The sequence below is a fragment of the Kitasatospora sp. NPDC048298 genome, from assembly GCF_043201465.1.
In the GTDB taxonomy this organism is placed as follows: Bacteria; Actinomycetota; Actinomycetes; order Streptomycetales; family Streptomycetaceae; genus Kitasatospora.
Window position 1 is genome coordinate 26,839 of the sequence record NZ_JBICYZ010000031.1, and the last position, 24,270, is coordinate 51,108.

At 73.9% G+C, this 24,270-nt stretch carries 25 protein-coding genes; 8 read left to right on the top strand and 17 right to left on the bottom strand.

The annotated features are described in order from the left end of the window. Window positions 1–34: 34 nt before the first annotated feature. Together ACGF0D_RS22750 and ACGF0D_RS22755 are read left to right on the top strand one after the other, a co-directional pair. On the top strand, window positions 35–838 hold the full coding sequence (locus tag ACGF0D_RS22750; RefSeq protein WP_392879898.1) for a DsbA family protein: 804 nt from the start codon (window positions 35–37) through the stop codon (window positions 836–838). Window positions 839–927: 89 nt separating this feature from the next. Beyond that, window positions 928–1,578 (top strand): vitamin K epoxide reductase family protein, encoded by a 651-nt coding sequence (locus ACGF0D_RS22755; protein WP_392918935.1) that lies wholly within the window; start codon window positions 928–930, stop codon window positions 1,576–1,578. Window positions 1,579–1,585: 7 nt separating this feature from the next. Here ACGF0D_RS22755 and ACGF0D_RS22760 read toward each other — a convergent pair whose 3' ends face one another. The 4 genes from ACGF0D_RS22760 to ACGF0D_RS22775 form a co-directional block, all read right to left on the bottom strand. Next, entirely contained in the window at window positions 1,586–2,086 is a 501-nt protein-coding gene (locus ACGF0D_RS22760) for an NUDIX domain-containing protein (RefSeq protein ID WP_392879902.1), read from the bottom strand. Window positions 2,087–2,205: 119 nt separating this feature from the next. After that, the gene (locus ACGF0D_RS22765) at window positions 2,206–3,294 is read right to left on the bottom strand and encodes a serine hydrolase domain-containing protein (protein WP_392918937.1); all 1,089 of its coding nucleotides are present in this window, start codon (window positions 3,292–3,294) and stop codon (window positions 2,206–2,208) included. A gap of 52 nt (window positions 3,295–3,346) precedes the next feature. Beyond that, window positions 3,347–3,862: a GNAT family N-acetyltransferase gene (locus tag ACGF0D_RS22770; RefSeq protein ID WP_392879906.1), complete on the bottom strand. Its 516-nt coding sequence runs from the start codon at window positions 3,860–3,862 to the stop codon at window positions 3,347–3,349. 24 nt (window positions 3,863–3,886) lie between these two features. Beyond that, window positions 3,887–4,303: an ankyrin repeat domain-containing protein gene (locus tag ACGF0D_RS22775; protein WP_392879909.1), complete on the bottom strand. Its 417-nt coding sequence runs from the start codon at window positions 4,301–4,303 to the stop codon at window positions 3,887–3,889. A gap of 396 nt (window positions 4,304–4,699) precedes the next feature. Between ACGF0D_RS22775 and ACGF0D_RS22780 the strand changes: the two genes are divergently transcribed. The 3 genes from ACGF0D_RS22780 (at window position 4,700) to ACGF0D_RS22790 (ending at window position 7,300) form a co-directional block, all read left to right on the top strand. Beyond that, window positions 4,700–4,894 carry a hypothetical protein gene (locus tag ACGF0D_RS22780; protein WP_392879911.1) on the top strand — a complete coding sequence of 65 codons (195 nt, stop codon included), beginning with the start codon at window positions 4,700–4,702 and terminating at the stop codon, window positions 4,892–4,894. Between the two features lie 105 nt (window positions 4,895–4,999). After that, window positions 5,000–6,613 (top strand): hypothetical protein, encoded by a 1,614-nt coding sequence (locus ACGF0D_RS22785; RefSeq protein WP_392918939.1) that lies wholly within the window; start codon window positions 5,000–5,002, stop codon window positions 6,611–6,613. A gap of 312 nt (window positions 6,614–6,925) precedes the next feature. After that, on the top strand, window positions 6,926–7,300 hold the full coding sequence (locus ACGF0D_RS22790; protein WP_049655293.1) for an RNA polymerase-binding protein RbpA: 375 nt from the start codon (window positions 6,926–6,928) through the stop codon (window positions 7,298–7,300). A 207-nt stretch (window positions 7,301–7,507) separates the two neighbouring features. Here ACGF0D_RS22790 and fxsA read toward each other — a convergent pair whose 3' ends face one another. The 5 genes from fxsA to ACGF0D_RS22815 all read right to left on the bottom strand — a co-directional run bounded on the left by fxsA (window position 7,508) and on the right by ACGF0D_RS22815 (window position 12,689). Beyond that, on the bottom strand, window positions 7,508–8,086 hold the full coding sequence (gene fxsA, locus ACGF0D_RS22795; protein ID WP_392918941.1) for an FxsA family membrane protein: 579 nt from the start codon (window positions 8,084–8,086) through the stop codon (window positions 7,508–7,510). An 82-nt stretch (window positions 8,087–8,168) separates the two neighbouring features. Then, window positions 8,169–9,788: an apolipoprotein N-acyltransferase gene (gene lnt, locus ACGF0D_RS22800; protein ID WP_392918943.1), complete on the bottom strand. Its 1,620-nt coding sequence runs from the start codon at window positions 9,786–9,788 to the stop codon at window positions 8,169–8,171. 144 nt (window positions 9,789–9,932) lie between these two features. Then, a complete protein-coding gene (locus ACGF0D_RS22805; RefSeq protein ID WP_392918946.1) occupies window positions 9,933–10,385 on the bottom strand; it encodes an N-acetyltransferase in 453 nt (150 codons plus the stop codon). Window positions 10,386–10,590: 205 nt separating this feature from the next. Next, window positions 10,591–12,198, bottom strand: coding sequence for an amidohydrolase (locus ACGF0D_RS22810; protein WP_392879922.1), 1,608 nt, complete (start codon window positions 12,196–12,198; stop codon window positions 10,591–10,593). A 50-nt stretch (window positions 12,199–12,248) separates the two neighbouring features. After that, window positions 12,249–12,689 carry an Lrp/AsnC family transcriptional regulator gene (locus tag ACGF0D_RS22815; protein WP_045694655.1) on the bottom strand — a complete coding sequence of 147 codons (441 nt, stop codon included), beginning with the start codon at window positions 12,687–12,689 and terminating at the stop codon, window positions 12,249–12,251. A 229-nt stretch (window positions 12,690–12,918) separates the two neighbouring features. On the opposite strand from ACGF0D_RS22815, the gene ACGF0D_RS22820 reads away from it, so the two are divergent. Then, window positions 12,919–13,437, top strand: a complete 519-nt coding sequence (locus tag ACGF0D_RS22820) for a hypothetical protein (RefSeq protein WP_392918948.1) — start codon at window positions 12,919–12,921, stop codon at window positions 13,435–13,437. A 75-nt stretch (window positions 13,438–13,512) separates the two neighbouring features. On the opposite strand, the gene ACGF0D_RS22825 is transcribed toward ACGF0D_RS22820, so the two are convergent. Then, on the bottom strand, window positions 13,513–14,676 hold the full coding sequence (locus ACGF0D_RS22825) for an acyl-CoA dehydrogenase family protein (protein WP_392918951.1): 1,164 nt from the start codon (window positions 14,674–14,676) through the stop codon (window positions 13,513–13,515). A gap of 211 nt (window positions 14,677–14,887) precedes the next feature. Between ACGF0D_RS22825 and ACGF0D_RS22830 the strand changes: the two genes are divergently transcribed. Continuing rightward, window positions 14,888–15,544, top strand: a complete 657-nt coding sequence (locus ACGF0D_RS22830) for a uridine kinase (protein WP_392918954.1) — start codon at window positions 14,888–14,890, stop codon at window positions 15,542–15,544. Window positions 15,545–15,932: 388 nt separating this feature from the next. Then, a complete protein-coding gene (locus ACGF0D_RS22835) occupies window positions 15,933–18,029 on the top strand; it encodes an AAA family ATPase (RefSeq protein ID WP_392919044.1) in 2,097 nt (698 codons plus the stop codon). Between the two features lie 42 nt (window positions 18,030–18,071). Here the strand turns inward: ACGF0D_RS22835 and ACGF0D_RS22840 are convergent, their stop codons facing one another. The 7 genes from ACGF0D_RS22840 to ribH form a co-directional block, all read right to left on the bottom strand. Beyond that, the gene (locus tag ACGF0D_RS22840; protein ID WP_392918957.1) at window positions 18,072–19,058 is read right to left on the bottom strand and encodes an NAD-dependent epimerase/dehydratase family protein; all 987 of its coding nucleotides are present in this window, start codon (window positions 19,056–19,058) and stop codon (window positions 18,072–18,074) included. A gap of 106 nt (window positions 19,059–19,164) precedes the next feature. Next, a complete protein-coding gene (locus ACGF0D_RS22845) occupies window positions 19,165–20,211 on the bottom strand; it encodes a hemolysin family protein (protein WP_392879934.1) in 1,047 nt (348 codons plus the stop codon). After that, the gene (locus tag ACGF0D_RS22850; RefSeq protein ID WP_392919047.1) at window positions 20,208–21,548 is read right to left on the bottom strand and encodes a hemolysin family protein; all 1,341 of its coding nucleotides are present in this window, start codon (window positions 21,546–21,548) and stop codon (window positions 20,208–20,210) included. The genes ACGF0D_RS22845 and ACGF0D_RS22850 overlap by 4 nt, the downstream gene beginning before the upstream one ends. Window positions 21,549–21,863: 315 nt before the next feature. After that, the gene (locus tag ACGF0D_RS22855) at window positions 21,864–22,304 is read right to left on the bottom strand and encodes a PH domain-containing protein (RefSeq protein ID WP_392918960.1); all 441 of its coding nucleotides are present in this window, start codon (window positions 22,302–22,304) and stop codon (window positions 21,864–21,866) included. Window positions 22,305–22,461: 157 nt separating this feature from the next. Next, window positions 22,462–23,310: an ATP phosphoribosyltransferase gene (hisG, locus tag ACGF0D_RS22860; protein WP_392879938.1), complete on the bottom strand. Its 849-nt coding sequence runs from the start codon at window positions 23,308–23,310 to the stop codon at window positions 22,462–22,464. 58 nt (window positions 23,311–23,368) lie between these two features. Further along, window positions 23,369–23,641 carry a phosphoribosyl-ATP diphosphatase gene (locus ACGF0D_RS22865; protein WP_097238956.1) on the bottom strand — a complete coding sequence of 91 codons (273 nt, stop codon included), beginning with the start codon at window positions 23,639–23,641 and terminating at the stop codon, window positions 23,369–23,371. Between the two features lie 102 nt (window positions 23,642–23,743). Further along, window positions 23,744–24,217: a 6,7-dimethyl-8-ribityllumazine synthase gene (ribH, locus tag ACGF0D_RS22870; RefSeq protein WP_392879939.1), complete on the bottom strand. Its 474-nt coding sequence runs from the start codon at window positions 24,215–24,217 to the stop codon at window positions 23,744–23,746. Window positions 24,218–24,270 lie beyond the last annotated feature (53 nt).

The following is a 24,270-nucleotide window of genomic DNA, read 5'->3' on the forward strand; positions in this document are numbered from 1 at the left end:
CACCCGCGCGCCGCGTACAGGAGTTGACTTCCCCATGTCGCAGGACAAGAACAAGAAGCGCGTCAGTGCCCGTGAGCGGATCCAGGAGGCGCAGCGCCGCGAGAAGCAGGCCGCCAAGCGCCGTCAGCGGATCGTGGTGACGGTCTCCGCCGTCGTCGTCCTGGCCCTCGCGGGCGGCGTGGCCGTCGCGATCGGCTCGGCCTCGGACAAGAACGACAAGTCCTCCGCGGCCGCCTCGGCTCCGCTGGTCGTGCCCGCCAACGCCTCCGGCCCGAACGGCACGGTGATCACCTACGGCAAGGCGGACGCCCCGCACACCATGGAGATCTACGAGGACTTCCGCTGCCCGGTCTGCAAGCACTTCGAGGCGGCGAACGGCGAGACCGTCAAGAAGCTCACCGAGGACGGTCAGATCAAGGTGAACTTCCACCTGGCGGCCTTCCTGGACAAGAACCTCGGCGGCAAGGGTTCGCGCACCGCGCTGGCCGCCGTCGGCGCCGCGCTGAACGAGGGCGTGGACCAGTTCAAGGCGTTCCACGACGTGCTGTACGCCAACCAGCCGGACGAGCGCGAGGACGGCTTCGGCGACGTCAACCACATCCTGGACCTGGCCGGCCAGGTGCCGGGCCTGAAGACGGACGCCTTCGTGAAGGCGGTCACCGACCGGACCTACGCCCCGTGGGCGGCCAAGGTCTCCGACGCGTTCAACGACAGCGGGGTGACCGGCACGCCGACCGTCAAGGTCGACGGCAAGCAGATCAACCTGTTCGCCGGCAACGCGTCGGTCTCGCCCGAGCAGTTCACCGCGCAGGTGAAGCAGGCCGCCGGCCTCCAGTAGGCCGCGGCCCCGCACGTACGGCACCACCTGGCCCGGCCGAACTCCCGGCCGGGCCGGCTCCTCCCAGCCAGCCACCGGAGTGTGCTGCCATGTCCGCCGCTACCACCGTGCACCCGCCCCGCTCCGCCCCTGACGACGCCCGCCGGGCCCCGGTCGCCGCCGGCCGGGCCTACGCCTTCCTGCTGTTCCTCGGCGGGCTGGTCGGGCTGGCCGCCTCGGCCGTCCTGACCTTCGACAAGCTCCGCCTCCTGGAGAACCCCTCCTACGTCCCCAACTGCAACATCAACCCGATCATCAGTTGCGGTTCGGTGATGCGCACCGAGCAGGCGGAGGTCTTCGGCTTCCCGAACCCGCTGCTCGGGCTGGCCGCCTTCGGCGCGCTGGCGGCGATCGGCGCGGGGCTGGTCGCCGGTGCCGCGTACCGTCGCTGGTTCTGGCTGGGGCTGAACGCGGGCACCGCGGTGGGCGTGGTGTTCGCGCACTGGCTGATCTACCAGGCGCTGTACGACATCGGCGCGCTCTGCCCGTACTGCATGGTGGTGTGGGCGACGGTGGTGGTGGTGTTCTGGTACACCACGCTGCACAACCTGCGCTCGGGCGTGATTCCGGTGGGCCCGGGGCTGCGGGCGGCCGTCCGGGAGGCGGCCCGGTACCACTGGGCGCTGCCGGTGCTGTGGGCGGCGGTGATCGCGCTGCTGGTCCTCAACCGGTTCTGGTACTACTGGAGCACCCTCCTCTGACCGGCCCTCACCCGACGTACCCGTGCGAGTGCAGCAGCGCGGCGGCGCCGGTCCGCCGGGCCTCCAGGGCCCCGGTGAGCCGGCGCGCCGCACCGGGCTGCAGCAGGACGGCCGCCTGGGCCGGGGTGAAGTACCCGTGGTCGGCGATCTCCTCGGCCTGGGCCCGGATCACCGCGCCGGCCGCGACCGTTCCGCCGTCGAACATGAACTGCACGGCGGGGTGGGCGTGTTCGCCCTGGTCCGGGATCGCGTCGCGCCACTCCACGACGAGCAGCCGCAGCGGACCGGCCAACAGGCCCGTCTCCTCGTACAGTTCGCGGGCCGCACACTCGGCGGGCCCCTCCCCCGGATCCATCCCGCCGCCGGGGAACTGCCACTGGTCGCGGTAACTGGCCTTCAGCAGCAGGACCTTGCCAGCCTCGTCGGTGAGCAGCACACTGCACCCGACATAGGCGCGCACCAGCCCGGCGAGCCACTCCTGCTCCGAGAGTGCCCAGGTGTCCGTCATCGCGCCTCCTCCGCCGGCTGCCGCCCTCGGAGGACAATCTGCCGCAATCCCCCTCCACGAAACGGCGGTTCGCGCCGAATCCACCCGAATGAGTGCCGCCGGCTTGCCTCGGACGCGCGTCAGCCGAACACGGCCCGCCGGAAGGCGTTGCGCAGTTCGGTGAGCCGCTCGGTGCCCCGGTCGTAGTGCACCTTGTTGGTGAGCAGCAGGGCCCAGCGGCCGAGCCGCCGGGAGACCCAGAAGCCGGTGCCGGTGAAGCCGTAGTGGACGAAGGTGCCCTCGGCCGGGTCGGTGCCGGGGGCGTACAGCCAGGACAGGCCGCGGGCGGGGAGCAGGCCGCCGGTCTGCTCGCGCAGCGACTCGTCGATCCACGCCCCGCCCCAGCGGAGCCCGGGCGGCGGGGCGAGCACCGCGGCGAGGAAGCGGGCGAGGTCGCGGGCGGTGGAGAAGGCCCCGGCGTTGCCGGAGACCCCGCCGAGCAGCCGGGCGGAGGGGTCGTGGACGACGCCGCACAGGTGGGTGCCGGCCGCCTCCTGGTACTCGGTGGGCGCGGTACGAACGGCGAGCGCCGCGTCGAGCGGGCCGTAGCGGGTGTCGGCCATGCCGAGCGGCACCCAGACCAGGCGCGCGGCGAGCTCGTCCAGCGGCGCGCCGCCGAGATCCTCCACCAGGTGGGTGAGCAGGACGGCGGCCCGGTCGGTGTACTCGACAGCCGTGCCCGGCGTCCGGTGCAGCGGCGCGGCGAGGACCCCGGCCCGGATCGCCGCGGGCTCCCGCCCGTAGAGCTGCTCGAAGCGGGTGTACGGGAGCATTCCCGCGGTGTGGGCGAGGAGTTGACGGGCCGTCACAACCCCGGCGGGGCGCCCGGCGGCCGGCGGCCACCAGCGGCCGAGCGGTTCGTCCAGCGGAAGTCGGCCGGACTGCCACAGCACCCCGGCGCAGGGCCAGAGCGCGACGACCTTGGTGAGGCTGGCGAGGTCGTACAGCGTGTCCGGCCCGGGCCGCAGCCGCGCGTACGGGCCCTGCCCGAGCACGCCGTGGGCACCCCCGCCGAGCGTGCCGCCGGCATCGCCGACGGCCCAGACGGCGCCCGCGCCGACGGTGCGGGCGCCGTCCCCGACCAGCCGGTCCAGCTCCCCGCCGGGCGCGGCCAGGCCGGGGAGCCGGTCCGCTCCGGGCGCCTTGGGTCCAGGTGCTCGCTGACTCATCCGTCCCCTCCTCGGCCCGGGCCGAGGGAAGCCTTCCCCACGCGGCGGCGGCTCAGACCGCCGGAGTCAGCTCCTTGCCGAGGCAGATGCTCTGCGGGTGGTCCTTGTAGATGCCGAACTTCCGGATCGCGGCGTAGCCCTCGGACTGGTAGAGCGCGACGGCCTCGGGCTGCTCGGTGCCGGTCTCCAGGACGAAACGGCCCCGCCCGGCCTCGATCGCGGTCCGCTCCAGGCGGCGCAGCACCGCGCGGGCCAGGCCGCGGCCGCGGGCCTCGGGGATCACGAACATCCGCTTCACCTCGGCGTCACCGTCGCGCAGGTCGTCCGGGCCGGCCTGCTTGGCCCGCCAGCCGCCGCAGGCGACCGGGCGGCCGTCCAGGTAGGCGATCATGAACAGTCCGGCCGGCGCCTCGAAGTCCTCGGGGTGCATGACGGTCTCGTCCGGGTCGCCGTAGCGGCGCACGTACTCCTGCTGCACCTCCGCCGACAGGGCCTGGGCGTCGGGGTGGGCGTAGCCGGTGATGCGGAACTCGACGGTGCCGATGTCCCGGGTGGTGCTGGTGCTCATGGTCGAAGAGCCTACGGTCCCCGCTCAGCCGACCTCGAACCGGGCGACCAGGTCGTCCTTGCCGAACATCCGCGCGGTGTCCACGGCGCTCGGGGCACCGGCCCGCGGGTCGGCGCCGCCGGCCAGCAGGACGTCGAGCACGTCCGTGGCGCCCTTGAAGACGGCGCCGGCCAGCGGGGTCTGGCCGTGGTCGTTGGCGAGGTTCGGGTCGGCGCCGTGCCGGAGCAGCTCCGCCACGGTGGCGGCGTGGCCGTGGTAGGCGGCCAGCATGAGCAGGGTGTCGCCGCGGCCGTTGGTCAGGTCGGCCGGGGCGCCGGCGTCCAGGTAGGCGGACAGCGTGTCGGTCTCCCCGGCCCGGGCGGCGTCGAAGAGCTTCCCGGCGAGCGCGATCACCTCGGCGTCGGGGGCGTCGGCGGGCTGCTGGCTGGCGGCGTCGGTCATGGCGGCGGCCTTTCCGGTCGGGTCGTCGGACGGTTCGGGACTGCGCCCAGGGCACGGTAACGGCCGGCGCCGGGGCGGACCAGCGGGCGTCCGGAATCCGGATGACGGCCCGCGACCGCCACGACACGCGGCCGCGCGCGTTGCGCAGCCATTCGAGCGAACTTCCCGGACCCCCCGGAAACTTCCCGCCCGCCGCCCGGGAATGTCTCGGCACACCGAATCCCCGCGACGCCCGGCCCCCACCCCGGCCGGTCCGCATACCGCCGCCCGGCCGCCGGAACGGTATTGAACGGCAGAACCACCCATTTGCACCGTTCCATCATCTATTACTTTTTGTCACGATTAGTGCACTTTCCGTAACACCCCCGCTTGTCCCCCCTTCCTGAGGAGCGGAACGTGATCCTCTCGATTTCCGGCATCGTCCTGTTCGGCACCATCGCCTTTCTCTTCTTCCGCCGGGACGGACTAAAGGTCTCCCACGCCATCGTCTGCTCCCTCCTCGGCTTCTACATCGCCGGCTCCTCGATCGCGCCGAGCATCACCGCGGGCGGCGCCAGCCTCGCCAGCCTGCTCAGCGGCATCAAGTTCTAGCCCCGTCCTCCCCCGTACCGGCCCGGGCGCGGATCCCACCGCCCCGGGCCCCGTCGGTCCCCACCCGCGCCACCCCACCCGTCCCACCGCCCGGGGAGTCAAGGAATGCCGCTCCACCGCAACTTCAGCAAGGGCCGCGCGATCGCCCGGACCGCCGGGGACCACGCCTCCGACATGTTCGCCCCGCTCTCCGTCATCGGCCGCGGCCTGCGCCACCACGTCGACTGGGCCAAGGCCCGCTGGCAGGACACCCCGAAGGATCGCCGCGGCCCGACGCTGTTCCTGACCGCCGCCATGCTGATCGGCGTCTACCTGCTGCCGCACGGCCTGCTGTTCGCCCTGATCGCCCTGATGGCCAGCGCCGCCTGGGCCGGCCGGGCCCCCAAGGCGGCGCCCGCACCGCCCGCACCGAACGTCGCCGACGTCAAGCTCGCGGCCCTCTACGCGGCGCTCACCCCGTACCTGTGCGGCCCCGAGGACGCCAACCCGCTGTACCACTTCGCGGGCAGCCACAAGAACGCCTTCAGCGCGTGGGAGTTCGACGGCGAGGGCCGGCTCGCCCGGCTGGACATGAGCTACCCGGCCTACTTCACCGACACCGAGCCGACCGCCCGGGCCCGGATCGAGCAGGTGGTCCAGGGGAAGGCCGGCCGGGCCCGCGAGTACCGCTTCGACTGGGACGAGGAGTCCAACCGGCTGCGGATCGCCGCGCTCGCCCCGCTCCCGGCCGACATCGCCGCCCAGCGCTTCGTGGCCGCGCCCGGCGAGATCGTGCTGGGCTTCACCGACGAGGACGGCACCGCCCGGACCATCCCGGTCATCCGGCGCGGTGCCACCGTCCAGCAGCCGCCGGTGGTCTGGCGCACCGGCCCGCGCTCCTCCGAGCCGCACCTGCTGGTGCTCGGCGTCACCGGCTACGGCACCTCCAGCCTGCTGCGCTCGGTCGCGCTCCAGGCCCTCCCGTACGCCGACCTGGTGGTGGTCGACGGTGCGGGCACCGGCGAGCACGCCTGCCTGGTGAACCGGCCCGGCGTGCACACCGTGGAGACCAGCCTGCACGGCGCGCTGGCCGCCCTGGACTGGGCCGTCGGCGAGACCGAGCGCCGGCTGGCCGCGCTCAACGCCGCCCGGCACGCGGGCAGCGCCCCGCCCGAGGACGCCACCCGGCCGCTGTGGCTGCTGCTGGACCACCCGACCGAGCTGAGCGAGCTCGCCCGGGCCGAGGGACGCCCCGACCCGCAGGACCTGCTGGAGCTCCCGCTGCGGCACGGCCGGGCCGCCCGGGTCACCGTGGTGGTCGCCGACGACCTCGACGCCCGGGACCGGATCACCGCCACCGTCCGCGCCACCACCCGGGCCCGGGTGGTGCTCGGCCCGGCCGGCCCCGACGAGGCGCACGACGCGCTCGGCGCGCCACTGGACATCGCACCCGCCGCCCACGCCCCGATCGGCCGCGGCTACGCCCGGATCGGCAACGGCGCCCCCGTCCGGCTCCAGGTGCCCGCCACCATCGACCCACTGGACGACGAGGCCCCGGCCCCGCTGCGGGACGCGGTGATCGCCCTGCTGCCGCACCGGGACACCCGCACCGAGGCCGCCGCCGTGCCGCCCCGCCCGGAGCACCCGCCGACGGTCCCCGCGGTCGACCCGGCCGCCGCGGCCCACCCGGTCGAGCTGGCCAAGGGCGAGCCGATGATCCGCTCACGGCCGATCTCCTGACCGCCGGGCCGACCCGCCTCCCGGAGCCGGTTCTCCGGCCTCCGCCCGGGGGGCGGCCCTCGCCGTCGAATCCCGGCCCGGTAGGCTCGTCACGGAAAGCCCGCACGATCACCAGATGTGAAATAGGTGACACCTAGGGTGATATCACCGGCCAGATGTGACAAATCGGGCGCAGGTGGGTACAAACAGGGGCGGCACTACAGACGACGCATGTCCCGGGACGGGAATCTTCGTCGGAAGCCGAGCGTTGACCGAACGACGAAGAACAGCGACCACTAGTCCTGTGGGCCATAAGCCCGGGAGGCACGATTCATGAGCGAGCGAGCTCTCCGCGGCACGCGACTCGGGGCCACTAGCTACGAGACCGACCGTGGTATCGATCTGGCTCCCCGCCAGACCGTCGAGTACGCATGTCAGAACGGACACCGTTTCGAGGTTCCTTTCTCGGTCGAGGCGGAGATCCCCGCGACCTGGGAATGTCGCTTCTGTGGCCAGGAGGCGGCGCTTCTCGACGGCGACGAGCCGGAAGAGAAGAAGATCAAGCCGACGCGCACCCATTGGGACATGCTGATGGAGCGCCGGACGCGCGAGGAGCTGGAGGAGGTGCTGGCCGAACGGCTGGCCGTGCTCCGCTCCGGTGGGATGAACCTCGCGGTGCACCCGCGGGACACCCGTAAGAGCGCCTGACACCTCGCTCCCGCCCCGAGCGGGAGGACGCGAAAAGGGACCCTGGTCACCAGGGTCCCTTTCGCGTTGTCCGACCGGTCCGCTGGCCGGTCCCGGTCCGTTGTCCGACCGGTCGGCTGCCCGGCACGGGCCGGGAGCCGTCGCCGGGCGAAGGACGGGCCGCCCGGGGCGGCGTGCGCCCCGGGCGGCCCGGTGGGAACGGTCGGATCAGCCCGAGATCGGCGGGCGGTAGGTGGTGTCCGGGCCCTGCGGGCCGCGCGGGCCGGAGTCCTGGTCCACGACCTCGCCCTGGATCACCTTGCCGTCCGGGCGGTGGATGCGCAGCTGCTCCTGGAGCCGCATCGCGTCCGCGAGCGGGTCGGTGCCGGCCGGCGGGGCGCTGCGCAGCGCCTTGTCCGCGACCCGGCGCCCGACCGCCCGCCACAGCGCCCGGGTGGGCGGGAAGAGCAGGGTCAGGGCGACCAGGTCCGACAGGAAGCCGGGGACGATCAGCAGCACGCCGGCCAGCACCGTCATGCTGGTGCCGGTCTGCGGCTGCTCGGACTGCGGGTTCTTGCTCTGCTCGACCGCCGCCGAGAACGCCTTCAGACCGGCCCGCTTGATCAGCGAGCCGCCGATCAGGGCGCCCCCGATGAGCAGCAGCAGGACGGTGAAGCCGCCCAGCCACGAGCCGACCTGGACCAGCAGCCAGATCTCCAGCACCAGCCAGGCGGTGATCAGCAGCGGCAGCACCCGGCGGAGCCTGCTACGCGGGGCCGGACGGGTGGGGGTAGCTTGCTGGGTCACGGTACGAATCCACTCCAGGCGGTGCTCTGCGCGCCGCACGGGAGGTCCGGGCCGGCTACGGCACCACCTGGTCCAACGATTCCTACTCGGCCGGTGTTCCGGCAGCGTCCTTCTTGCGGCGGCCGATGAGCACGGCCGCGCCGCAGGCCAGCAGGCCTCCGAGGGCCAGCGTCCACTCCGGGGCGGCACCGACCCGGTCGGCCACCGTGGTGCCGTCGCGCAGCGGGACGGTGGCCGACAGCTCGGCCGCCGTCAGCTCCTCGGTGCGCTGCTGGACGCTGCCGTCCGGAGCGATCACCGCGCTGATGCCGCTGGTGGCGGCGATCAGCACCGCCCGGCCGTGCTCGACGGCCCGCAGCCGGCTCATCGCCAGCTGCTGCTCGGGCTGGCCGGTCTTGGCGTACGTCGCGTTGTTGGTCTGGACGACCAGCACCCGGGCGCCGCTGTCCACGGTGTCGCGGACGATCTCGTCGTACGCGACCTCGAAGCAGATCACGTCGCCGATCCGGGCCGGACCGAGCTGCATCACGCCGTTGTGGTCGCCGGGGTAGAAGTCCCGGGCGACCCGCTGGAGGCGGGTGATCACCGTCATCAGCTGGGCGCGGAAGGGGACGTACTCGCCGAACGGGACGGGGTGCTGCTTGGTGTAGGAGGCGCCGGGGCCGGTGACCGGGTCCCAGACGATGCCCTCGTTCTGGACGTGCTGCGCGTCCGGTCCGTCCACCAGGGTGCCGACCAGGGTGGGCACGCCGATCGCCTTGACCGCCTCGTCGATCCGCTGGCGGGCCAGCGGGTCGCTGAACGGGTCGAGGTCGGAGGAGTTCTCCGGCCAGATCACGATGTCGGGGCGCTCGACCTTGCCGGCCCTGATGTCGGCGGCGAGCCGCTCGGTGGCCGAGGCGTGGTTGTTGAGGACCATCATCGGGCGGCCCAGGAAGTCCATGCCCGGGTTGGGCACGTTGCCCTGGACGATGGCGACCTTGACGGTGTCGGCGGCGGCCGTGGGCACCGGGACGAGGTAGCCGGCCAGCAGCGCGGCCACCGCGCCGAGCGCCGCCAGCGCGGCGGCCTTCGGGGCCTTCGCCGGCCCGCGCAGGCGCAGCGCGGCCCAGGCCAGCAGGGCGCCGGACAGGGCGACCGCGAAGGTCACCAGCGGGGCGCCGCCGAGCGCGGCCAGCGGGGTGTACGGGGTGGCGGTGTTGGCGAAGGCGAGCCGGCCCCAGGGGAACCCGCCGAGCGGCAGCCGGTCGCGGGCCCACTCCTGGGTGATCCACAGGCAGGCCGCCCAGAGCGGCCAGCCGGGCAGCCGGGAGGTGACGGCCAGCGCGCCGCCGAGCAGGGCCAGGAACAGCGCCTCCACGACGGACAGGCCGATCGTGGCGTCCCAGCCGACCACCCGCAGCCAGCTGAGCAGCATCAGGAAGAACGGCAGGCCGAACGTGAAGCCGGTCCACAGCCCCTGGCGGAAGGTGCGGCCCCGGGTGAGCAGCGAGAGCGCGGCGACGCCGAGCAGCGACAGCGGCCACAGGTCGTACGGCGGGAAGGCGAGGGCCAGCAGCAGGCCGGCCAGCGCGGCGAGGCCGGTGCGGGGCAGCCCTGCGCGGACCTTGGCGAGCGCGCGGGCTCCGCGGCTCGGTCGGGGCGCCGGCTCCTGCGGCTCGGGGACGGCCTCGGACCGTTCCTGGGTGACGGGAGTGGCCACCGGCGCACCATCTTCCTGGGGCTTGCTGTTCGGACGCTGTGCGAAGAAGGTACCCCGGAACGTCGGTGGCCCGTGAGGTGAGGGTGGTAGGGCCGTCCCACCGGTCGGCTCGGACCCGGGAGCCCGGTGGTACGGCACCCGGGGTCAGCGCGGGGCGTAGCGGAACTCCCGTAGGGGCCACCGGGTGGTGAGCCAGTCGGAGACGGCGCGGTACAGCGGCGCGTCCAGGTGGGCGCGGTCGGCCCGGACCCAGGAGCTGACGGAGACCGCGGACGGGTCCTCGCGGTCCGGGTAGACGTAGACGCAGCCGATCACCTCGTCGCGGTCGGGTTCCAGGACGGTGTAGGTGAAGCCGGTGCGGGCCTCGAAGTCGGCGGCGTGTCGGCGCAGGTCGGCGAGGTTCCGCTCCAGGTGCATCCCGGCGGCGGGCGGCCAGTGGCGGCCGGCCCAGCCGGGGGTGGCGCGGATGTGCTCCACACTCCCCGTCCAGGCGGCGTGGTCGGAGGCGTTGTGCCGCTCGCCCAGGGGTTCCAGGCGGAACTCCGGGGCGAGCAGCTCGCGCGGGACGGTGAAGTCGGCGGGCACCGGTTCGGTCATGGCGGTCAACCTGGGGCCTGTCTCTTGGGTCCTTACCGGGTCCGCGACGCCGGGGCACGCACCTCGCCGCGTTGTCGTCGGTCGCCAATGCTCCGCAGTGGCTCCCTCCTCCGCCTTGCGATGCACGCACCCCAACGCCGCGCCCTGATCCGACAAAACCCAAGAGACAGGCCCCAGGGCGCGGCGGCCCGCCGCTCCACGGGGTTTACCGCTGGTGCACCGTGCGGCCGCGGACCACGGTGCGCAGGCAGGTCGGCAGCGGGTGGCCCGGGGTGAGGTCGGGCAGGCCGGGGGTACCGGAGCGCGGGTCGGTGGACCAGCCGGCCACCCGGGAGTCCGGGGCCTGGACGACCAGCTCGCCGGCCGCCCAGATCGCGAAGCTGGCGACCGCGCCGGGGACGAGGACGCCGTCCTGGTCCCGGCCGATGGCGCGCCAGCCGCCCCGGGTGTGGGCGGTGAAGGCGGCCCGCACCGAGATCCGGTGGTCCAGGGTCTGGTGGAAGGCGGCGGCCCGTACGGTGCCCCAGGGGTCGAGCGGGGTGACCGGGGCGTCCGAGCCGAAGGCCAGCGGGACGCCGGCCCGCAGCAGCCCGGCGAAGGGGTTGAGGGCGGCCGCCCGCTCGGCGCCCAGGCGCTGGACGTACATGCCCTCGGGGCCGCCCCAGGCGGCGTCGAAGGCGGGCTGGACGGAGGCGGTCAGGCCGAGTTCGGCGAAGGCGGCGACGGCCTCGTCGTCCAGGGCCTCGGCGTGCTCGACGCGGTGGCGCAGGGCCTTGACCCGGTCGGCGCCGACCCGGGCGCCGGCCGCCCGGACGCCCTCGATCACCGCGGCGACGGCCGCGTCGCCGATGGCGTGGAAGCCGGCCTGGAGCCCGGCCTCGGTGCAGGCGGCGACGTGGTCGGCGACCTGCTCGGCGGTCAGGTAGGCGGTGCCGGTGTGCTCCGCGTCGGAGTACGGGTGGTGCAGGCAGGCGGTGTGCGAGCCGAGCGCGCCGTCCACGAAGAGGTCTCCGCCGGCGCCCACCGCGCCGAGCCTGCGGGCGGTCTCGACGCCGCCCAACTCGCCCCAGTACCCGAAGACTTCGGGCCCCTCGTGCTCGGCGGCCAGGGCCAGCAGGGCGGCCAGGTCGGTCTCCGAGGAGATCTCCGGGCCGGCGCACTCGTGCAGGGCGCCGATGCCGAGTTCGGCGGCGCGGGCCAGGGTGGCGCGCTGGGCGCGGCGGCGCTGCTCGGGGGTGAGGTGGGCCAGCGCGGTCTGCCGGACGGCGTGGTGGGCGTCCTTGGTGAGCGGGCCCTCGGGGTCGAACCCGGGCGCCTCTGCCAGTCCCTCGGTGAGGGTGCGCAGCGCGGTGGTGGCGAGCGCGGAGTGCACGTCGGTGCGGGAGAGGTAGAGCGCGGCACCGCGGGCGGCGGCGTCGAGTTCGGCCGGCGTGGGCGGGCGGCCCTCGGGCCAGCCGGTCTCGTCCCAGCCGTGGCCGATCAGCACCCCGCCGGGCTCGGGCCGGGCGTCCACGAAGGCGGTGACGGCCTCCAGGGCGGCGGCCAGCGAGGGGCTGCCGGTGAGGTCCAGACCGGTGAGTGCCAGACCGGCGGCGGTGACGTGCACGTGGGCGTCCACGAAGGCGGGGGTGACCAGGGCGCCGTCCAGCTCGACGATCTCGTCGGCGGTCGCGGCGTACGCCTCGGCGGCGCCGTCACTGCCGACCCAGGCGACGTGCTCGCCCTCCACGAGCATCGCGGTGGCGAAGGGGTCGGCGGGACTGTAGACGGCGCCGCCGCGCAGCAGGACGGTCCGGAGATTGCGTTCGGTCATGCGGCCAAGTCTGCACGTCACCGGTTCCTCCGCGGAGACCGGCCCGCGGTTCAGAGCTTCGGGGGACGCGCCTCGTACGGGGTGGACAGTACGACGGTGGTGCGGGTGGAGACGCCGGCGGCGCTGCGGATGCGGGCGAGGAGGTCCTCGAGGTCGCCTGGGGCGCCGACGCGGACCTTCAGTATGTAGTTCTCGTCGCCTGCGACGCTGTGGCAGGCCTCGATCTCGGGCAGGCCGGCCAGCCGCTCGGGGGTGTCGTCCGGGGCGCTCGGGTCGAAGGGCTTGACCGAGATGAACGCGGTCAGTGCCAGGTCGACGGCGTCGGGGTCGATGATCGCGGTGTAGCCGCGGATCACCCCGCGCTGTTCGAGGCGGCGCACCCGCTGGTGCACCGCCGAGGTGGACAGGCCGGTGGCCTTGCCCAGGTCCGTGTAGCTCATCCGGCCGTCTTCGAGGAGCAGCTGGACGATGCGTTGGTCGAGATCCTCCACAGTGCGCAAACCTACCCGGTCGGGAGCACGGGGGGCGCACGAGGTGGCACAGGACAGGACCGCAGGTGCCGGGCGGGCACATGCCGGGCGAATGTGGCATCCGGTGTGGCCAAGGACACACCCGGTGCATCACGGTGCACGGGAGCGCAGGGTTATGAGTCCGGATCACAGGGAATTGCTGGTTGTGGCCCTGGACGACCACGCCGGGCCCGATCCTAGGGGGATCCTCATGCCTGCTACTGACCAGCGCGTGCTGGGCGCCGACGAGACCGACGATATGACCGACCGCGAGGACCTCGCGGTCGACCACATGCCGGGCACCGACCCGGGCGAGGCGGAGAACTGGGACATCTTCCGGGTCGACTGCCCCGAGTGCCGCCGCCCGATCGCCCTGGTCGCGGACGAGGAGCGGCTGCCGCAGCACGCGCTGCTGCCGACCGCCTGGAACCCCTTCTCCCCCGCGATCTGCCCGGGTTCCGGCACGCCGACGGACGACCTGGCCGAGGTCGAGGTCCCGGAGGACGCCGAGCCGGCCCGGTTCGACGCGCTGTTCAAGCTCCCGACCGGGCTGGACTGGCGGACCCAGCCGTTCTCGCACGCGGTCGCGCACCGGCCGGTGCGGCTCGCCGCGGTCGCCCCCGCTCCGGCGGCGCCCGCCCTCCCGACCGTCGCCGCGCTGCGGGCCGCGATCCCCGAGCAGCGCCGCCGCCGTCCGGCGCTGGCCGGCCGCACCGCCAAGGCGAGCTGACACGCCACCGGGAACGCCTCCGGCCGTCACTCCGCACCCTGGAGTGACGGCCGGAGGCCGTGTGGAGGAAAGGCCTCAGGCCTTCGTGAGGTGGCGGCCGATCACCAGCCGCTGGATCTGGTTGGTGCCCTCGACGATCTGCAGCACCTTGGCCTCGCGCATGTACCGCTCGGCCGGGAAGTCCTGGGTGTAGCCGTAGCCGCCGAGCACCTGGACGGCGTCGGTGGTCACCCGCATCGCCGCGTCGGTGCAGAACAGCTTGGCCATCGCCGCCTCCTTGGAGAACGGCCGACCTGCGTCCTTCAGCCGTGCCGCGGCCAGGTAGAGCGAGCGGCCGGCCTCGATCTGGGTGGCCATGTCGGCGAGCATGAAGGACAGGCCCTGGAACTCGGCGATCGGGCGCCCGAACTGGCGCCGGGTGCGGGCGTAGTCGACGGCGAGGTCGAGCGCGGCCTGGGCGACGCCTATCGCGCAGGCGGCGATGCCGAGGCGGCCGGAGTCCAGCGCGGCGAGCGCGATCTGGAAGCCCTGCCCCTCCTCGCCTATCAGCCGCTCGCGGGGCACGCGGGCGCCGTCGAAGTGCAGCTGCGCGGTCGGCGAGGAGCGCATGCCCATCTTGTGCTCAGGCGGGGCCGCGGAGAGGCCCTGCTGGTCGCCGGGGACCAGCAGGCAGCTGATGCCCTTGGGGCCGTCACCGCCGGTGCGCACCAGGGCGCTGTAAAAGTCGGCCCGGCCGCCGTGGGTGATCCAGGCCTTGGTGCCGTTCATCACGTACACGTCGCCGTCGAGGTCGGCGCGGGTGCGCAGCGCGGCCGCGTCGGAGCCGGACTGCGGCTCGGAGAGGCAGTAGGCGCCGAGCTGCTCGCCGGAGAGCATGGCGGGCAGCCAGGTGTCGCGCTGCTCGGCGGTGCCGAAGGTGGCCAGCGCGTGGCAGGAGAGGGTGTGCACGCTGACGCCGAGGCCGACGGCCAGCCAGCCGGCCGCGAGCTCCTCCAGCACCTGCAGGTACACCTCGTAGGGCTGTTCGCCGCCTCCGTGCTTCTCGTCGTACGGGAGGGAGAGCAGGCCGGCCTCGCCGAGGGTGCGGAAGACCTCTCGCGGGAAGCGGCCCGCGGCCTCGTCCTCCGCCGCACGGGGCTGGAGCTCGCGCTGGACCAGGTCGCGGGTGAGGCTCAGCAGCTCGCGGGCCTCCTCGCTGGGCAGCTGGCGCTCCACGGCTTTCACAGGGGAGGGGGTCATGGCGGTGGTCGCCTCCTCGATCGGGCGCCGGACCGAGGTGTCGGCTGACCCGGCGTGGGTGTGGCTGGTCGGACCGACCGGCACCGGGTTGCGGTGAACGGCCGTTCACAGTCGTGGCGAAGGCGAGTATGCCCGAAACCCGCGTCGGCGTCACGACCTGCACAGATGATCTGTCCGCAGTGGCGGGCTACGGCACCGTAGGGTTGACGTTGTGGCTGCATCCGAACCCTTCCCGCCCCGCCCCCGGCCCGCTCCGGACGACCGGCTGACCGCGCTCGCGGCGGAGCTGCGCGCGCTGCCGCCCTCCTGCGGGCCGGTGCGGCTGGTCGCGGTGGACGGGCACGCGGGCTCGGGCAAGACCACCTTCGCCGGACGGCTGGCGGCGGCGCTCGGCGGGGCCCCGGTGGTCCACCTCGACGACCTGGCCACCCACAGCGAGCTCTTCGGCTGGACCGGACGGCTGCGCGAGCAGGTGCTGGAGCCGCTGACGGCCGGGCAGGACGCCGAGTACCGGGTGTACGACTGGACGCTGCGCCGCTTCGCGGGCACGGCGCGGGTGCCGGCCGCCCCGGTGGTGCTGGTGGAGGGGGTCGGCGCCGGGCGGCGGGCGGTGCGGCCCTGGCTGGCCCGGGTGATCTGGATGGAGCTGGACGCGGCCTCGGCCCGGCGGCGCGGCGAGGAGCGGGACGGTCCGGATCTGGCCGAGTTCTGGGCGGGCTGGGCCCGGGCCGAATCGGCGCATTTCGCCGCCGATCCGAGCCGTCCGTACGCCGCGACGCGGGTCGACGGGGTGACCGGCCGGATCGCCCCGGGCACCGTGGGTGAACCTTCAATCATCGCCTTGACCTGCGACGTCGCCAGGATCTAGGTTCTCCCCAGCCGCCGGAACCACAGCTTCCGGCCGCCTCGGACCCGGCGCCCCCGGCTTGTTCCCCCGTGAGCCGGGGACGCCGTCCGGTCCGTTTCCGAAACTCGCTCCCCCACCGCCCGTTTCCTCGTCCGAGCGCTCAAGAGCCGCTCGCGCGTTCACATTTGACCCTGTACGGCACCCTTCCGGATCAGCCCCGCGCCGGTACGATTCCTGGCAGGCGCATATGCGCGACAGGGGGTCGACGACCACCGGCCAGGCTGGGCGCAGGCGACTCGCCGGCCGAGCCCCGGCCGCACCGCGGGGGGCGTGAGTGACGACGGTGGACAGTTCCGACAGCACGGCGGGTGGGCCGGACCGGCTTGCCGACCGCGCCTGGCTGCGCGCCATGGACGCGTACACGGCCGGTGCGTACACCCGGGCCGAGGAGGAGTTCCGGGCCGCCGTCCGGCTGGACCCGGGCATGGCCGACGCCTGGCTCGGACTGCACGCGCTGCGCAGCGACACCTCGGCCGCCCTGCTGGCCATGTACCGCCACCAGAAGCGGTTCGGCGAGCAGCGGCGGCTGCACCGACGGCCGCTCAGCTCCTGGTACTGGCTGGGCTGGTGGGTCCAGCCGGTGCTGGAGGACGCCCGCGACCTCGCGCTGGCACACGCCTCGCACTGGCTGGACGGCCGCCACCTGGCCGAGCTGGACGGGGCGCTGGAGCAGTGCCCGGCACCCGGCGAGGACCCGTCCGCCCGCTTCCTGTACGCCTGCCGGTCCTACCTGCTCAAGGACTGGGAGCAGTTGATCCGGGACACCGACCGGCTGCTGGACGACCCGCTGCTCGGCATCGAGGCCGGGCTGTTCGCCGGCATGGCGCGGGTGCGCCTCGACATGTGCGCCCAGGCGCAGGCCCCGCTGGCCGCCTCGCTGGCCCGCTGCCGCTCCGAGCAGCCGCAGCGCAAGGAGCTGCGGTACTGGCTGGCCCGGGCGTACGAGGGGGCCGGGCGCAGCGCCGCGGCGCTGCCGCTCTACCGGGCGGTACACCGGGCGGATCCGGCGTTCATGGACGCCGCGGCCCGGCTGACGGCCATCTCGGCCGAGGACGGGCTGGCGGACGGACTCACCGACGTGCTCGCGGACGGGCTGCCGACGGGCGGGCGCCCGGGTGCGGGCGACGCCGCGGGACCGGGCGGGCCGGGTGTCGACGCCGGGTTTCCGGAGGAGGCCGGGTTCGCCGGACTGCCCGGGTACGGCGAGGAGTTCGGGGACGCGGCGGGCGGGCCGAGCGGCGCGACCGTCTCCGGCGACGGGGTGTCGAACGGCACCGTACCGACCGGCGGGTTCCCCGACGGCGGGCCCTCGGTGAACGCCACCCTGGCGGAGGCCGGACTGGTCGACGCCGGACTGATGGACGCCGGATCGGTCGACGGCCCCCCGGCGGACGGGGCCCTGAACGGTGGCGGCCCGACCGGCGGCGCCCTGCTGGACGGCTCGCCGGCCGACGGCGCGCCGCAGGCCGCCGGGGAGCGCTCCGGCTCGGGCGCGCCGCCCGGCGGCGCCGCCGTACCACCGTCACTGCCCGCCCTCGGCCGGGTACAGCCCCGCGCCGCCGCCGTGCCCGAGCCCCGGGCCGGCGGCGACGAGCGGGAGCTGGACGCGGCCCTGACGGAACTCTCGCTGATGGTCGGCATGGAGCCGGTCAAGCGCCAGGTACGGGCACTGTCCGCCCAGTTGAGAATGTCCCGACTGCGGGCCGAACAGGGCCTGCCGGTCCAGCCGCCGAAGCGCCACTTCGTCTTCTCCGGCCCCTCGGGCACCGGGAAGACGACCGTGGCCCGCATCCTCGGCCGGGTCTTCCACGCCCTCGGGCTGCTCTCCGGCGACCACCTGGTGGAGGCCCAGCGCGCCGACCTGGTGGGCGAGTTCCTCGGCCAGACCGCCGTGAAGGCGAACGAGCTGATCGACTCCGCGCTGGACGGCGTGCTGTTCATCGACGAGGCGTACAGCCTCTCCAACTCCGGCTACACCAAGGGCGACGCGTACGGCGACGAGGCGCTCCAGGTGCTGCTCAAGCGCGCCGAGGACAACCGGGACCGGCTGGTGGTGATCCTGGCCGGCTACCCCGAGGGGATGAACCGGCTGCTCGCCACCAACCCCGGCCTCAACTCCCGCTTCACCACCAGGGTCGACTTCCCCAGCTACCGCCCCGGCGAGCTGACCGCGATCGGCGCGGCGCTGGCCGGCCGGGACGGCGACGGCTGGGACGAGGACGCCGCCGAGGAGCTGGCCAGCATCTGCACCCACGTCGTGCGCGAGGGCTGGATCGACGAGCTGGGCAACGGCCGCTTCATCCGCACCCTGTACGAGAAGTCCTGCGCGTACCGGGACCTGCGGCTGTCGCTGCTGCGGGAGCCGCCGGGCCGGGAGGACCTGGCCACTCTGCGGCTGCCGGACCTGGTCCAGGCGTACGGGGAGCTGATCGACGGCCGGGGCTGAGCGGCGGCCGGGGCCGAGCGGCCGAGCGGGCGGGCAAACCGTTCAGCCCTGGAGGAGCGCGGCCTCCCGCGCCCGGTCCAGCCCGACCGTGGCCCGGTCGGCCCGCTGCGGCGCGCTGCCGCCGATCGACCGCAGCCAGGCCCAGGTGTCCTCGACGGTCTCGGCGACCGGGCGGCAGCGCAGCCCGGCACCCAGCGCGCGCTCGACCGAGCCGGTGTGCAGGAAGTCGTACAGCTCGCCGGGCGCCAGCCAGATCGGCAGCTCGGTCCATGGCTCGACGCCCGCCGCGAGGATCCGCTCCGGGTCCGTCCAGCGCAGTTCGGCGTCCGAGCCGGTCGCCCGTACGCAGGCCTCCAACAGCTCGCCCATGGTGGCGTGGCCGGACGGGCCGACCAGGTTGTACGGGCCGCCGAGCCGGGCGACCACGGCGTCCAGGGTCCAGGCCGCGAGGTCGCGCACGTCGATGTACTGGAGGGGGAGCTCGCGCGGGCCCGGGGCGAGCACCGGGCCGCCCTCGGCGATCCGGTCGAGCCACCAGGGCAGCCGGCCGATGTCCTCGTACGGGCCGATGATCAGCCCGGCGCGGGCCAGCAGCGCCCGCCCGCCGAACTCCGCCTCCAACGCCAGTTCCGCGCCGCGCTTGGTCTCGGCGTAGGGCACCTCGCCGGTGAGGTCCGGGGAGGAGTCGACCACCGGCGCGGCCTCGCCGGCTCCCGGCACCAGCGGGTAGTCGTACACCGACCGGCTGGAGACGTACGCGTAGTGGCCGACCCTGCCGTTGAGGAAGCGGGCGCTGTCGCGCACCGCCGCGGGCGCCCAGGACCAGGTGTCCACCACCGCGTCCCACTCCCCCGTGCCGAGCGCCGCGAGGCCGTCCTCGGCGGTGCGGTCGCCCGTCAGCTGCCGGACGCCCTCGGGCGCGGGCCGCGTGCCGCGGTTGAGGGCCGTCACCTCCCAGCCCCTGGCCAGCGCCTCCTCGGCGACGGCCCGTCCGACGAACTTGGTTCCACCCAGCAGGAGAAGTCTCATGCCCACCACCCTGGTGTCAGGGTGGTGGGCATGGAACGGCTGCCTGCTGTCAGCAGAATCGCCGGGAGCGAACACTCGTCGGTGAGGGCCCGCGCGGGGGCGGTCGTCAGGCCGTGGCGCGGTGGTCCGGGTCGTGCATCTCGCCGACCAGCTCCTCCAGCACGTCCTCCAGCATGACCACGCCGAGCGTGCGCCCGTCCTGGTCCAGCACGGCGGCCTGGTGGCAGGTGGCCCGGCGCATCGCCCCGAGGGCGTCGTCCAGCGGGAGGCTGCCGCGCAGCACCGTGATCGGCCGCCACAGGCGGGCCGGAACGGGCGCCGACGGGTCCTCCACGTCGAGGATGTCCTTGAGGTGGACGTAGCCGAGGTAGCCGTGGCCGGCCGGGTCCCCGTCGGTGACCGGGAAGCGCGAGAAGCCGGTGCGCAGCGCCAGCTCCTCGACCTCGGCGGCGGTCGCCTTGGTGTCCACGGTGACCAGCTGCTCGGGCTTGAGCAGCACCTCGGTGACCGGGCGTTGGCCCAGCTCCAGGGCGTCCTCCAGTCGCTCCTGGCGGCTCTCGTCGAGCAGGCCGGCGTCCCGGGAGTCCACCAGCAGGTACATCAGCTGCTCGGTGGTGAAGACCGACTCGACCTCGTCCTTGGCATCCACCCGGAACAGCTTCAGGATGCCGTTGGCGAAGGCGTTCAGCACCCGGATCACCGGGGCGAGCCAGCGGGCCAGCCGGTCCAGCGGCGGGCCGAGCCAGAGCGCGGCCCGCTCGGGGCCGGCCATGGCCATGTTCTTCGGCACCATCTCGCCCATCACCATGTGCAGGAAGACCACGACGGCGAGCGAGATCCCGTACGAGAGCGGGTGCATCAGGCCGGACGGGACGCCGATCGCGTGGAACGGGCCCTCCAGCAGGGAGGCAATGGTCGGCTCGGCGAGGGCACCGAGGCCCAGCGAGCAGACGGTGATGCCGAGCTGGGCGGCGGCCAGCATCGCGGAGACGTTGGACAGCGCGTGCAGCACGGTGCGGGCACGCTTGTGCCCGGCCTCGGCGAGCGGCTCGATCTGGCTGCGGCGCACCGACACCACGGCGAACTCGGCGCCGACGAAGAAGGCGTTGCCGAGCAGGAGCAGCAGCGCGACGGCCAGTTGCAGGGCGGTCACCGGCTCTCCTCCCGGTCCTCGTCGAACAGCACGGGCGCGGTGGTGCGCTCCACCCGGACCGCGGTGGTGCGGTGGCGGTCGACACCGGTCACGGTGAAGCGCCAGCCGGGCAGCTCGGCCCGCTCGCCCACCTCGGGGAGCTTGCCGAGCAGGTCGGAGACCAGGCCGGCCAGGGTCTCGTACGGCCCGTCCGGGGCGTTCAGGCCGATCCGCTCCAGCTGGTCGATCCGGGCGCGGCCGTCGGCCTCCCAGACCGGCAGGCCGTCGACGGGCGGCAGCGGCAGCAGCTCGGGGTGGTCCTCGGGGTCGTGCTCGTCCTGCACCTCGCCGACGATCTCCTCCACGATGTCCTCGACGGTGACGACGCCGGCGGTGCCGCCGTACTCGTCGACCACGATGGCCATCGGCTGGAGCCGGCGCAGCCGGTCGAGCAGCCGCTCGGCGGGCAGCGTCTCGGGCACCAGCAGCGGCGGCGAGGACAGCTCGCCGACCGGGACCAGGCCGCGCCGGTCGGCCGGGACGGACAGGGCGTCCTTGAGCGTGACGATGCCGGTGACCTCGTCCAGGCTGTCGGTGTAGACCGGGAAGCGGGACAGGCCGGTGGCCCGGGTCAGGTTGATGACGTCGGAGGCGGTGGCGTTGCGCTGGAGCGCGGCCACGTCCACGCGCGGGGTCATCACGGACTCGGCGGTCAGCTCGCTCAGGGCCAGGGTGCGGACGAACAGGGTCGCCGACTCCTCGTCTATCGCGCCGGCCTTGGCCGAGTGGCGGGCCAGCGAAACCAGCTCGTCCGGGGTACGGGCGTGCCCCAGCTCCTCCTGCGGCTCGATGCCGAAGGCCCGGACGGTCCGGTCGGCGGTGCCGTTCAGGAAGCTGATCAGCGGGCGGCAGACGAAGGAGAACGCCATGTGCGGGGCGGCGACCGCGCGGGCCACCTGGAGCGGGCGGGAGATCGCCCAGTTCTTCGGCACCAGCTCGCCGATCACCATCTGGACGACGGTGGCCAGCACCATGCCGACGACCACGGAGACCCCGCGGGCGGCCGAGTCGGGCACGCCGATGCCGGACATGACGGGTGCGAGCAGGGTGGACAGGGCCGGCTCGGCGAGCATGCCGACCACCAGCGAGGTGACGGTGATGCCGAGCTGGGCGCCGGAGAGTTCGAAGGAGAGGTGCCGCAGGGCCCTGGCGACGCGGTGGGACTTGGCGTCGCCCGCCTCGGCGGAGCGCTGCACCTCGCCGCGCTCGACGGTCACGAAGGCGAACTCGGCGGCCACGAACAGGCCGTTGGCGAGGATCAGGAGAACGGCTGCGAGCAACAGCAGCCAGGCGGTGATCACAGTGCCGCCTTCCTTCCGGAGGTCGGAAGCGAGGCGGCGCAGGTACTACCGGACGGATCGTCCATCGAGGGGGAGTGTCACTCCTCAGGTCGGGTTCGGGCACTCGATTCGGGGCAGGGTGAACTTTGCCCCGCTTTTACCAGCGTAGACCATACCCGGATGGGCGAAAGAAGGCCGTTCGGCCTGCCGGGGCCACGGAACCGCAGGTGGGAGGCGGCCCCGGGCCCGGATCAGGGCTCGCTTCCGGGCTCGTTCAGACTCAGCCCCGGGCTCAGACCCGGCTCGCTTCCGGGCTCGGAGCCGGGTGTGGGCTCAGGCCTGGGCGTGCTGTTCGACCAGGTCGCGCAGCGCGCGGGCGTCCGCGATCGCCTGGGCCTTGCCGACGCCGGGCTGGATGCCCACCGCGGCGAGCGAGGTGCCGTCGGAGAGGTCGAGGGTGGCCCACGGGTCGCCCTGGCGGAGGTTGACCCGGACGATCTCGGCCCAGGCGAGCCGGCGGCGGCGGACGAAGTTGACCACGGTCACGCCGTCCGCGTCGGCGCTCACCCGCGGGCGGGCCAGCATCAGGCCGACGGCGGCGAACAGGACCCCGCTGGCCGTCATCATGATCCGGTCGTTCAGCTGCCAGTTCTCCGGGAGCAGCACGGCCATCGCGGAGAACAGCACCACCAGCAGCACGCAGACCGGGAGCAGCACGGCGCGGGTGCGGCGCGGGGCCCAGGTGACGGGGAACTGGACGGGCGGCGTGGACACGTGGGGTCTCCGGGGGTGGATCTGGTTGCGGCAGCACGAGGGGCGGGGACGCGGTCGGCGTCCCCGCCCCATTGAACCGTTCTTTACCCGCGGACCGGCGGGCAGGTCACCCGGGCGCGCCGGTCACCGCGCGCCGGGCGCCCGGCGCGCGGGCAGGTCAGAGGCGGCAGGCGTGGATGTTGGTGACCAGGATGGCCCGGGCGCCGATGCCCCACAGGTCGTCCATGATCTGCTGGGCCTCCTTGCGGAGCACCATCGAGCGCACCGCGACCCAGCCCTCGGTGTGCAGCGGCGAGACGGTCGGCGACTCCAGGCCCGGGGTCAGCGCGACGGCGGCGCCCACCTTCTCGGCGCGGATGTCGTAGTCCATCAGCACGTAGCGGCGGGCCACCAGCACGCCCTGGAGGCGGCGCAGGAACTGCTCCACCCGGGCGTCCTCGCCCGCGCCCTTGGGCCGGATCACCACCGCGTCGGAGACCAGGATCGGGTCGCCGAACACCTCCAGGCCGGCGTTGCGCAGGCTGGTGCCGGTCTCCACCACGTCGGCGATCACGTCGGCGACGCCCAGCTGCACCGCGGTCTCGACCGCGCCGTCCAGCTTGGTGACCGTCGCCTTCACGCCGTGGTCGGCCAGGTGCTGCTCGACCAGGCCGGTGTACGAGGTGGCGATCCGCAGGCCCTCCAGGCCCTTGACGTCCTCGACGTCCACGCCCTCGGGACGGGCGAAGCGGAAGGTCGACCCGGCGAAGCCGAGGGCGAGCACCTCCTCGGCGTTGGAGTGCGAGTCCAGCAGCAGGTCGCGGCCGGTGATGCCGACGTCGAGGCGGCCGGAGCCGACGTAGACGGCGATGTCGCGCGGGCGCAGGAAGAAGAACTCCACCTCGTTGTTCGGGTCGACGAGGACGAGCTCCTTGGGGTCCTTCCGCTGGCGGTAGCCGGCCTCATGGAGCATCTCCGCCGCGGGACCCGAGAGAGAACCCTTGTTGGGGACGGCGATGCGCAGCATGGGAGGTTGCTTCCTTACCTGTTGGGAGGACGGGTGTGCTCGGGCGAGCGGGGGGTGTCTAGAGGTACTTGTAGACGTCGTCGAGCGTCAGGCCGCGGGCGATCATCATCACCTGCAAGTGGTAGAGGAGCTGCGAGATCTCCTCCGCCGTCTGCTCGTCCGACTGGAACTCGGCGGCCATCCACACCTCGGCGGCCTCCTCGACGACCTTCTTGCCGATCGCATGGACGCCCTGCTGGACGAGCTGCGCGGTACGGGAGGACGAGGGGTCGCCGGTGGCGGCCTTCTGCTGGAGCTCGGCGAAGAGCTCCTCGAATGTCTTCGAAGCCATGATGGGGCCACCTTACGGCGTGCGGGCGGACAGACGGTAAACGGTCCCGGAGCGTGGACAGTCCAGTGGACGTTCCGCGCTCCGGGACCGGGGCGGCCGGGGTCAGCGCGCGGCGCGCAGCACCACGGCGGTGGCGACGGCGGCGGTGACGGCCTCGTGGCCCTTGTCCTCGGCGGAGCCCGGCAGGCCCGCGCGGTCGATCGCCTGCTCCTCGTTGTCGCAGGTCAGCACGCCGAAGCCGACCGGGACGCCGGTGTCCACGCTGACCTGGGTGAGGCCCGAGGTGGCGGCCTGGCAGACGTAGTCGAAGTGCGGGGTGCCACCGCGGATCACCACGCCGAGGGCCACCACGGCGTCGTAGCCGCGCTCGGCAAGGCGCTTGGCGGCGACCGGCAGCTCGAAGGTGCCGGGCACCCGCAGCACGGTCGGCTCGGCGACCCCCAGCTCCTTGAGCGCGCGGTGGGCGCCGTCCAGCAGGCCGTTCATCACGGTGTCGTGCCACTGGGCGGCGACGACGGCGACCTTGAGGTCGGCGGCGCCGTCGATGGTCAGCTGGGGGGCTCCGTGGCCGCTCATGTCTCGTACTTCCTGTCTGTGCGGTCTGTCGCTGGCTGTCTTCGGTCGGGGTT

What these genes read in the sequence shown, in the direction of transcription:
- ACGF0D_RS22750 (WP_392879898.1), top strand. Translation starts at nt 35, where the DNA reads ATGTCGCAGGACAAGAACAAGAAGCGCGTCAGTGCCCGTGAGCGGATC.
- ACGF0D_RS22755 (WP_392918935.1), top strand. Translation starts at nt 928, where the DNA reads ATGTCCGCCGCTACCACCGTGCACCCGCCCCGCTCCGCCCCTGACGAC.
- ACGF0D_RS22760 (WP_392879902.1), bottom strand. Translation starts at nt 2,086, where the DNA reads ATGACGGACACCTGGGCACTCTCGGAGCAGGAGTGGCTCGCCGGGCTG.
- ACGF0D_RS22765 (WP_392918937.1), bottom strand. Translation starts at nt 3,294, where the DNA reads ATGAGTCAGCGAGCACCTGGACCCAAGGCGCCCGGAGCGGACCGGCTC.
- ACGF0D_RS22770 (WP_392879906.1), bottom strand. Translation starts at nt 3,862, where the DNA reads ATGAGCACCAGCACCACCCGGGACATCGGCACCGTCGAGTTCCGCATC.
- ACGF0D_RS22775 (WP_392879909.1), bottom strand. Translation starts at nt 4,303, where the DNA reads ATGACCGACGCCGCCAGCCAGCAGCCCGCCGACGCCCCCGACGCCGAG.
- ACGF0D_RS22785 (WP_392918939.1), top strand. Translation starts at nt 5,000, where the DNA reads ATGCCGCTCCACCGCAACTTCAGCAAGGGCCGCGCGATCGCCCGGACC.
- ACGF0D_RS22790 (WP_049655293.1), top strand. Translation starts at nt 6,926, where the DNA reads ATGAGCGAGCGAGCTCTCCGCGGCACGCGACTCGGGGCCACTAGCTAC.
- ACGF0D_RS22805 (WP_392918946.1), bottom strand. Translation starts at nt 10,385, where the DNA reads ATGACCGAACCGGTGCCCGCCGACTTCACCGTCCCGCGCGAGCTGCTC.
- ACGF0D_RS22810 (WP_392879922.1), bottom strand. Translation starts at nt 12,198, where the DNA reads ATGACCGAACGCAATCTCCGGACCGTCCTGCTGCGCGGCGGCGCCGTC.
- ACGF0D_RS22820 (WP_392918948.1), top strand. Translation starts at nt 12,919, where the DNA reads ATGCCTGCTACTGACCAGCGCGTGCTGGGCGCCGACGAGACCGACGAT.
- ACGF0D_RS22825 (WP_392918951.1), bottom strand. Translation starts at nt 14,676, where the DNA reads ATGACCCCCTCCCCTGTGAAAGCCGTGGAGCGCCAGCTGCCCAGCGAG.
- ACGF0D_RS22835 (WP_392919044.1), top strand. Translation starts at nt 15,933, where the DNA reads ATGGACGCGTACACGGCCGGTGCGTACACCCGGGCCGAGGAGGAGTTC.
- ACGF0D_RS22840 (WP_392918957.1), bottom strand. Translation starts at nt 19,058, where the DNA reads ATGAGACTTCTCCTGCTGGGTGGAACCAAGTTCGTCGGACGGGCCGTC.
- hisG (WP_392879938.1), bottom strand. Translation starts at nt 23,310, where the DNA reads ATGCTGCGCATCGCCGTCCCCAACAAGGGTTCTCTCTCGGGTCCCGCG.
- ACGF0D_RS22865 (WP_097238956.1), bottom strand. Translation starts at nt 23,641, where the DNA reads ATGGCTTCGAAGACATTCGAGGAGCTCTTCGCCGAGCTCCAGCAGAAG.
- ribH (WP_392879939.1), bottom strand. Translation starts at nt 24,217, where the DNA reads ATGAGCGGCCACGGAGCCCCCCAGCTGACCATCGACGGCGCCGCCGAC.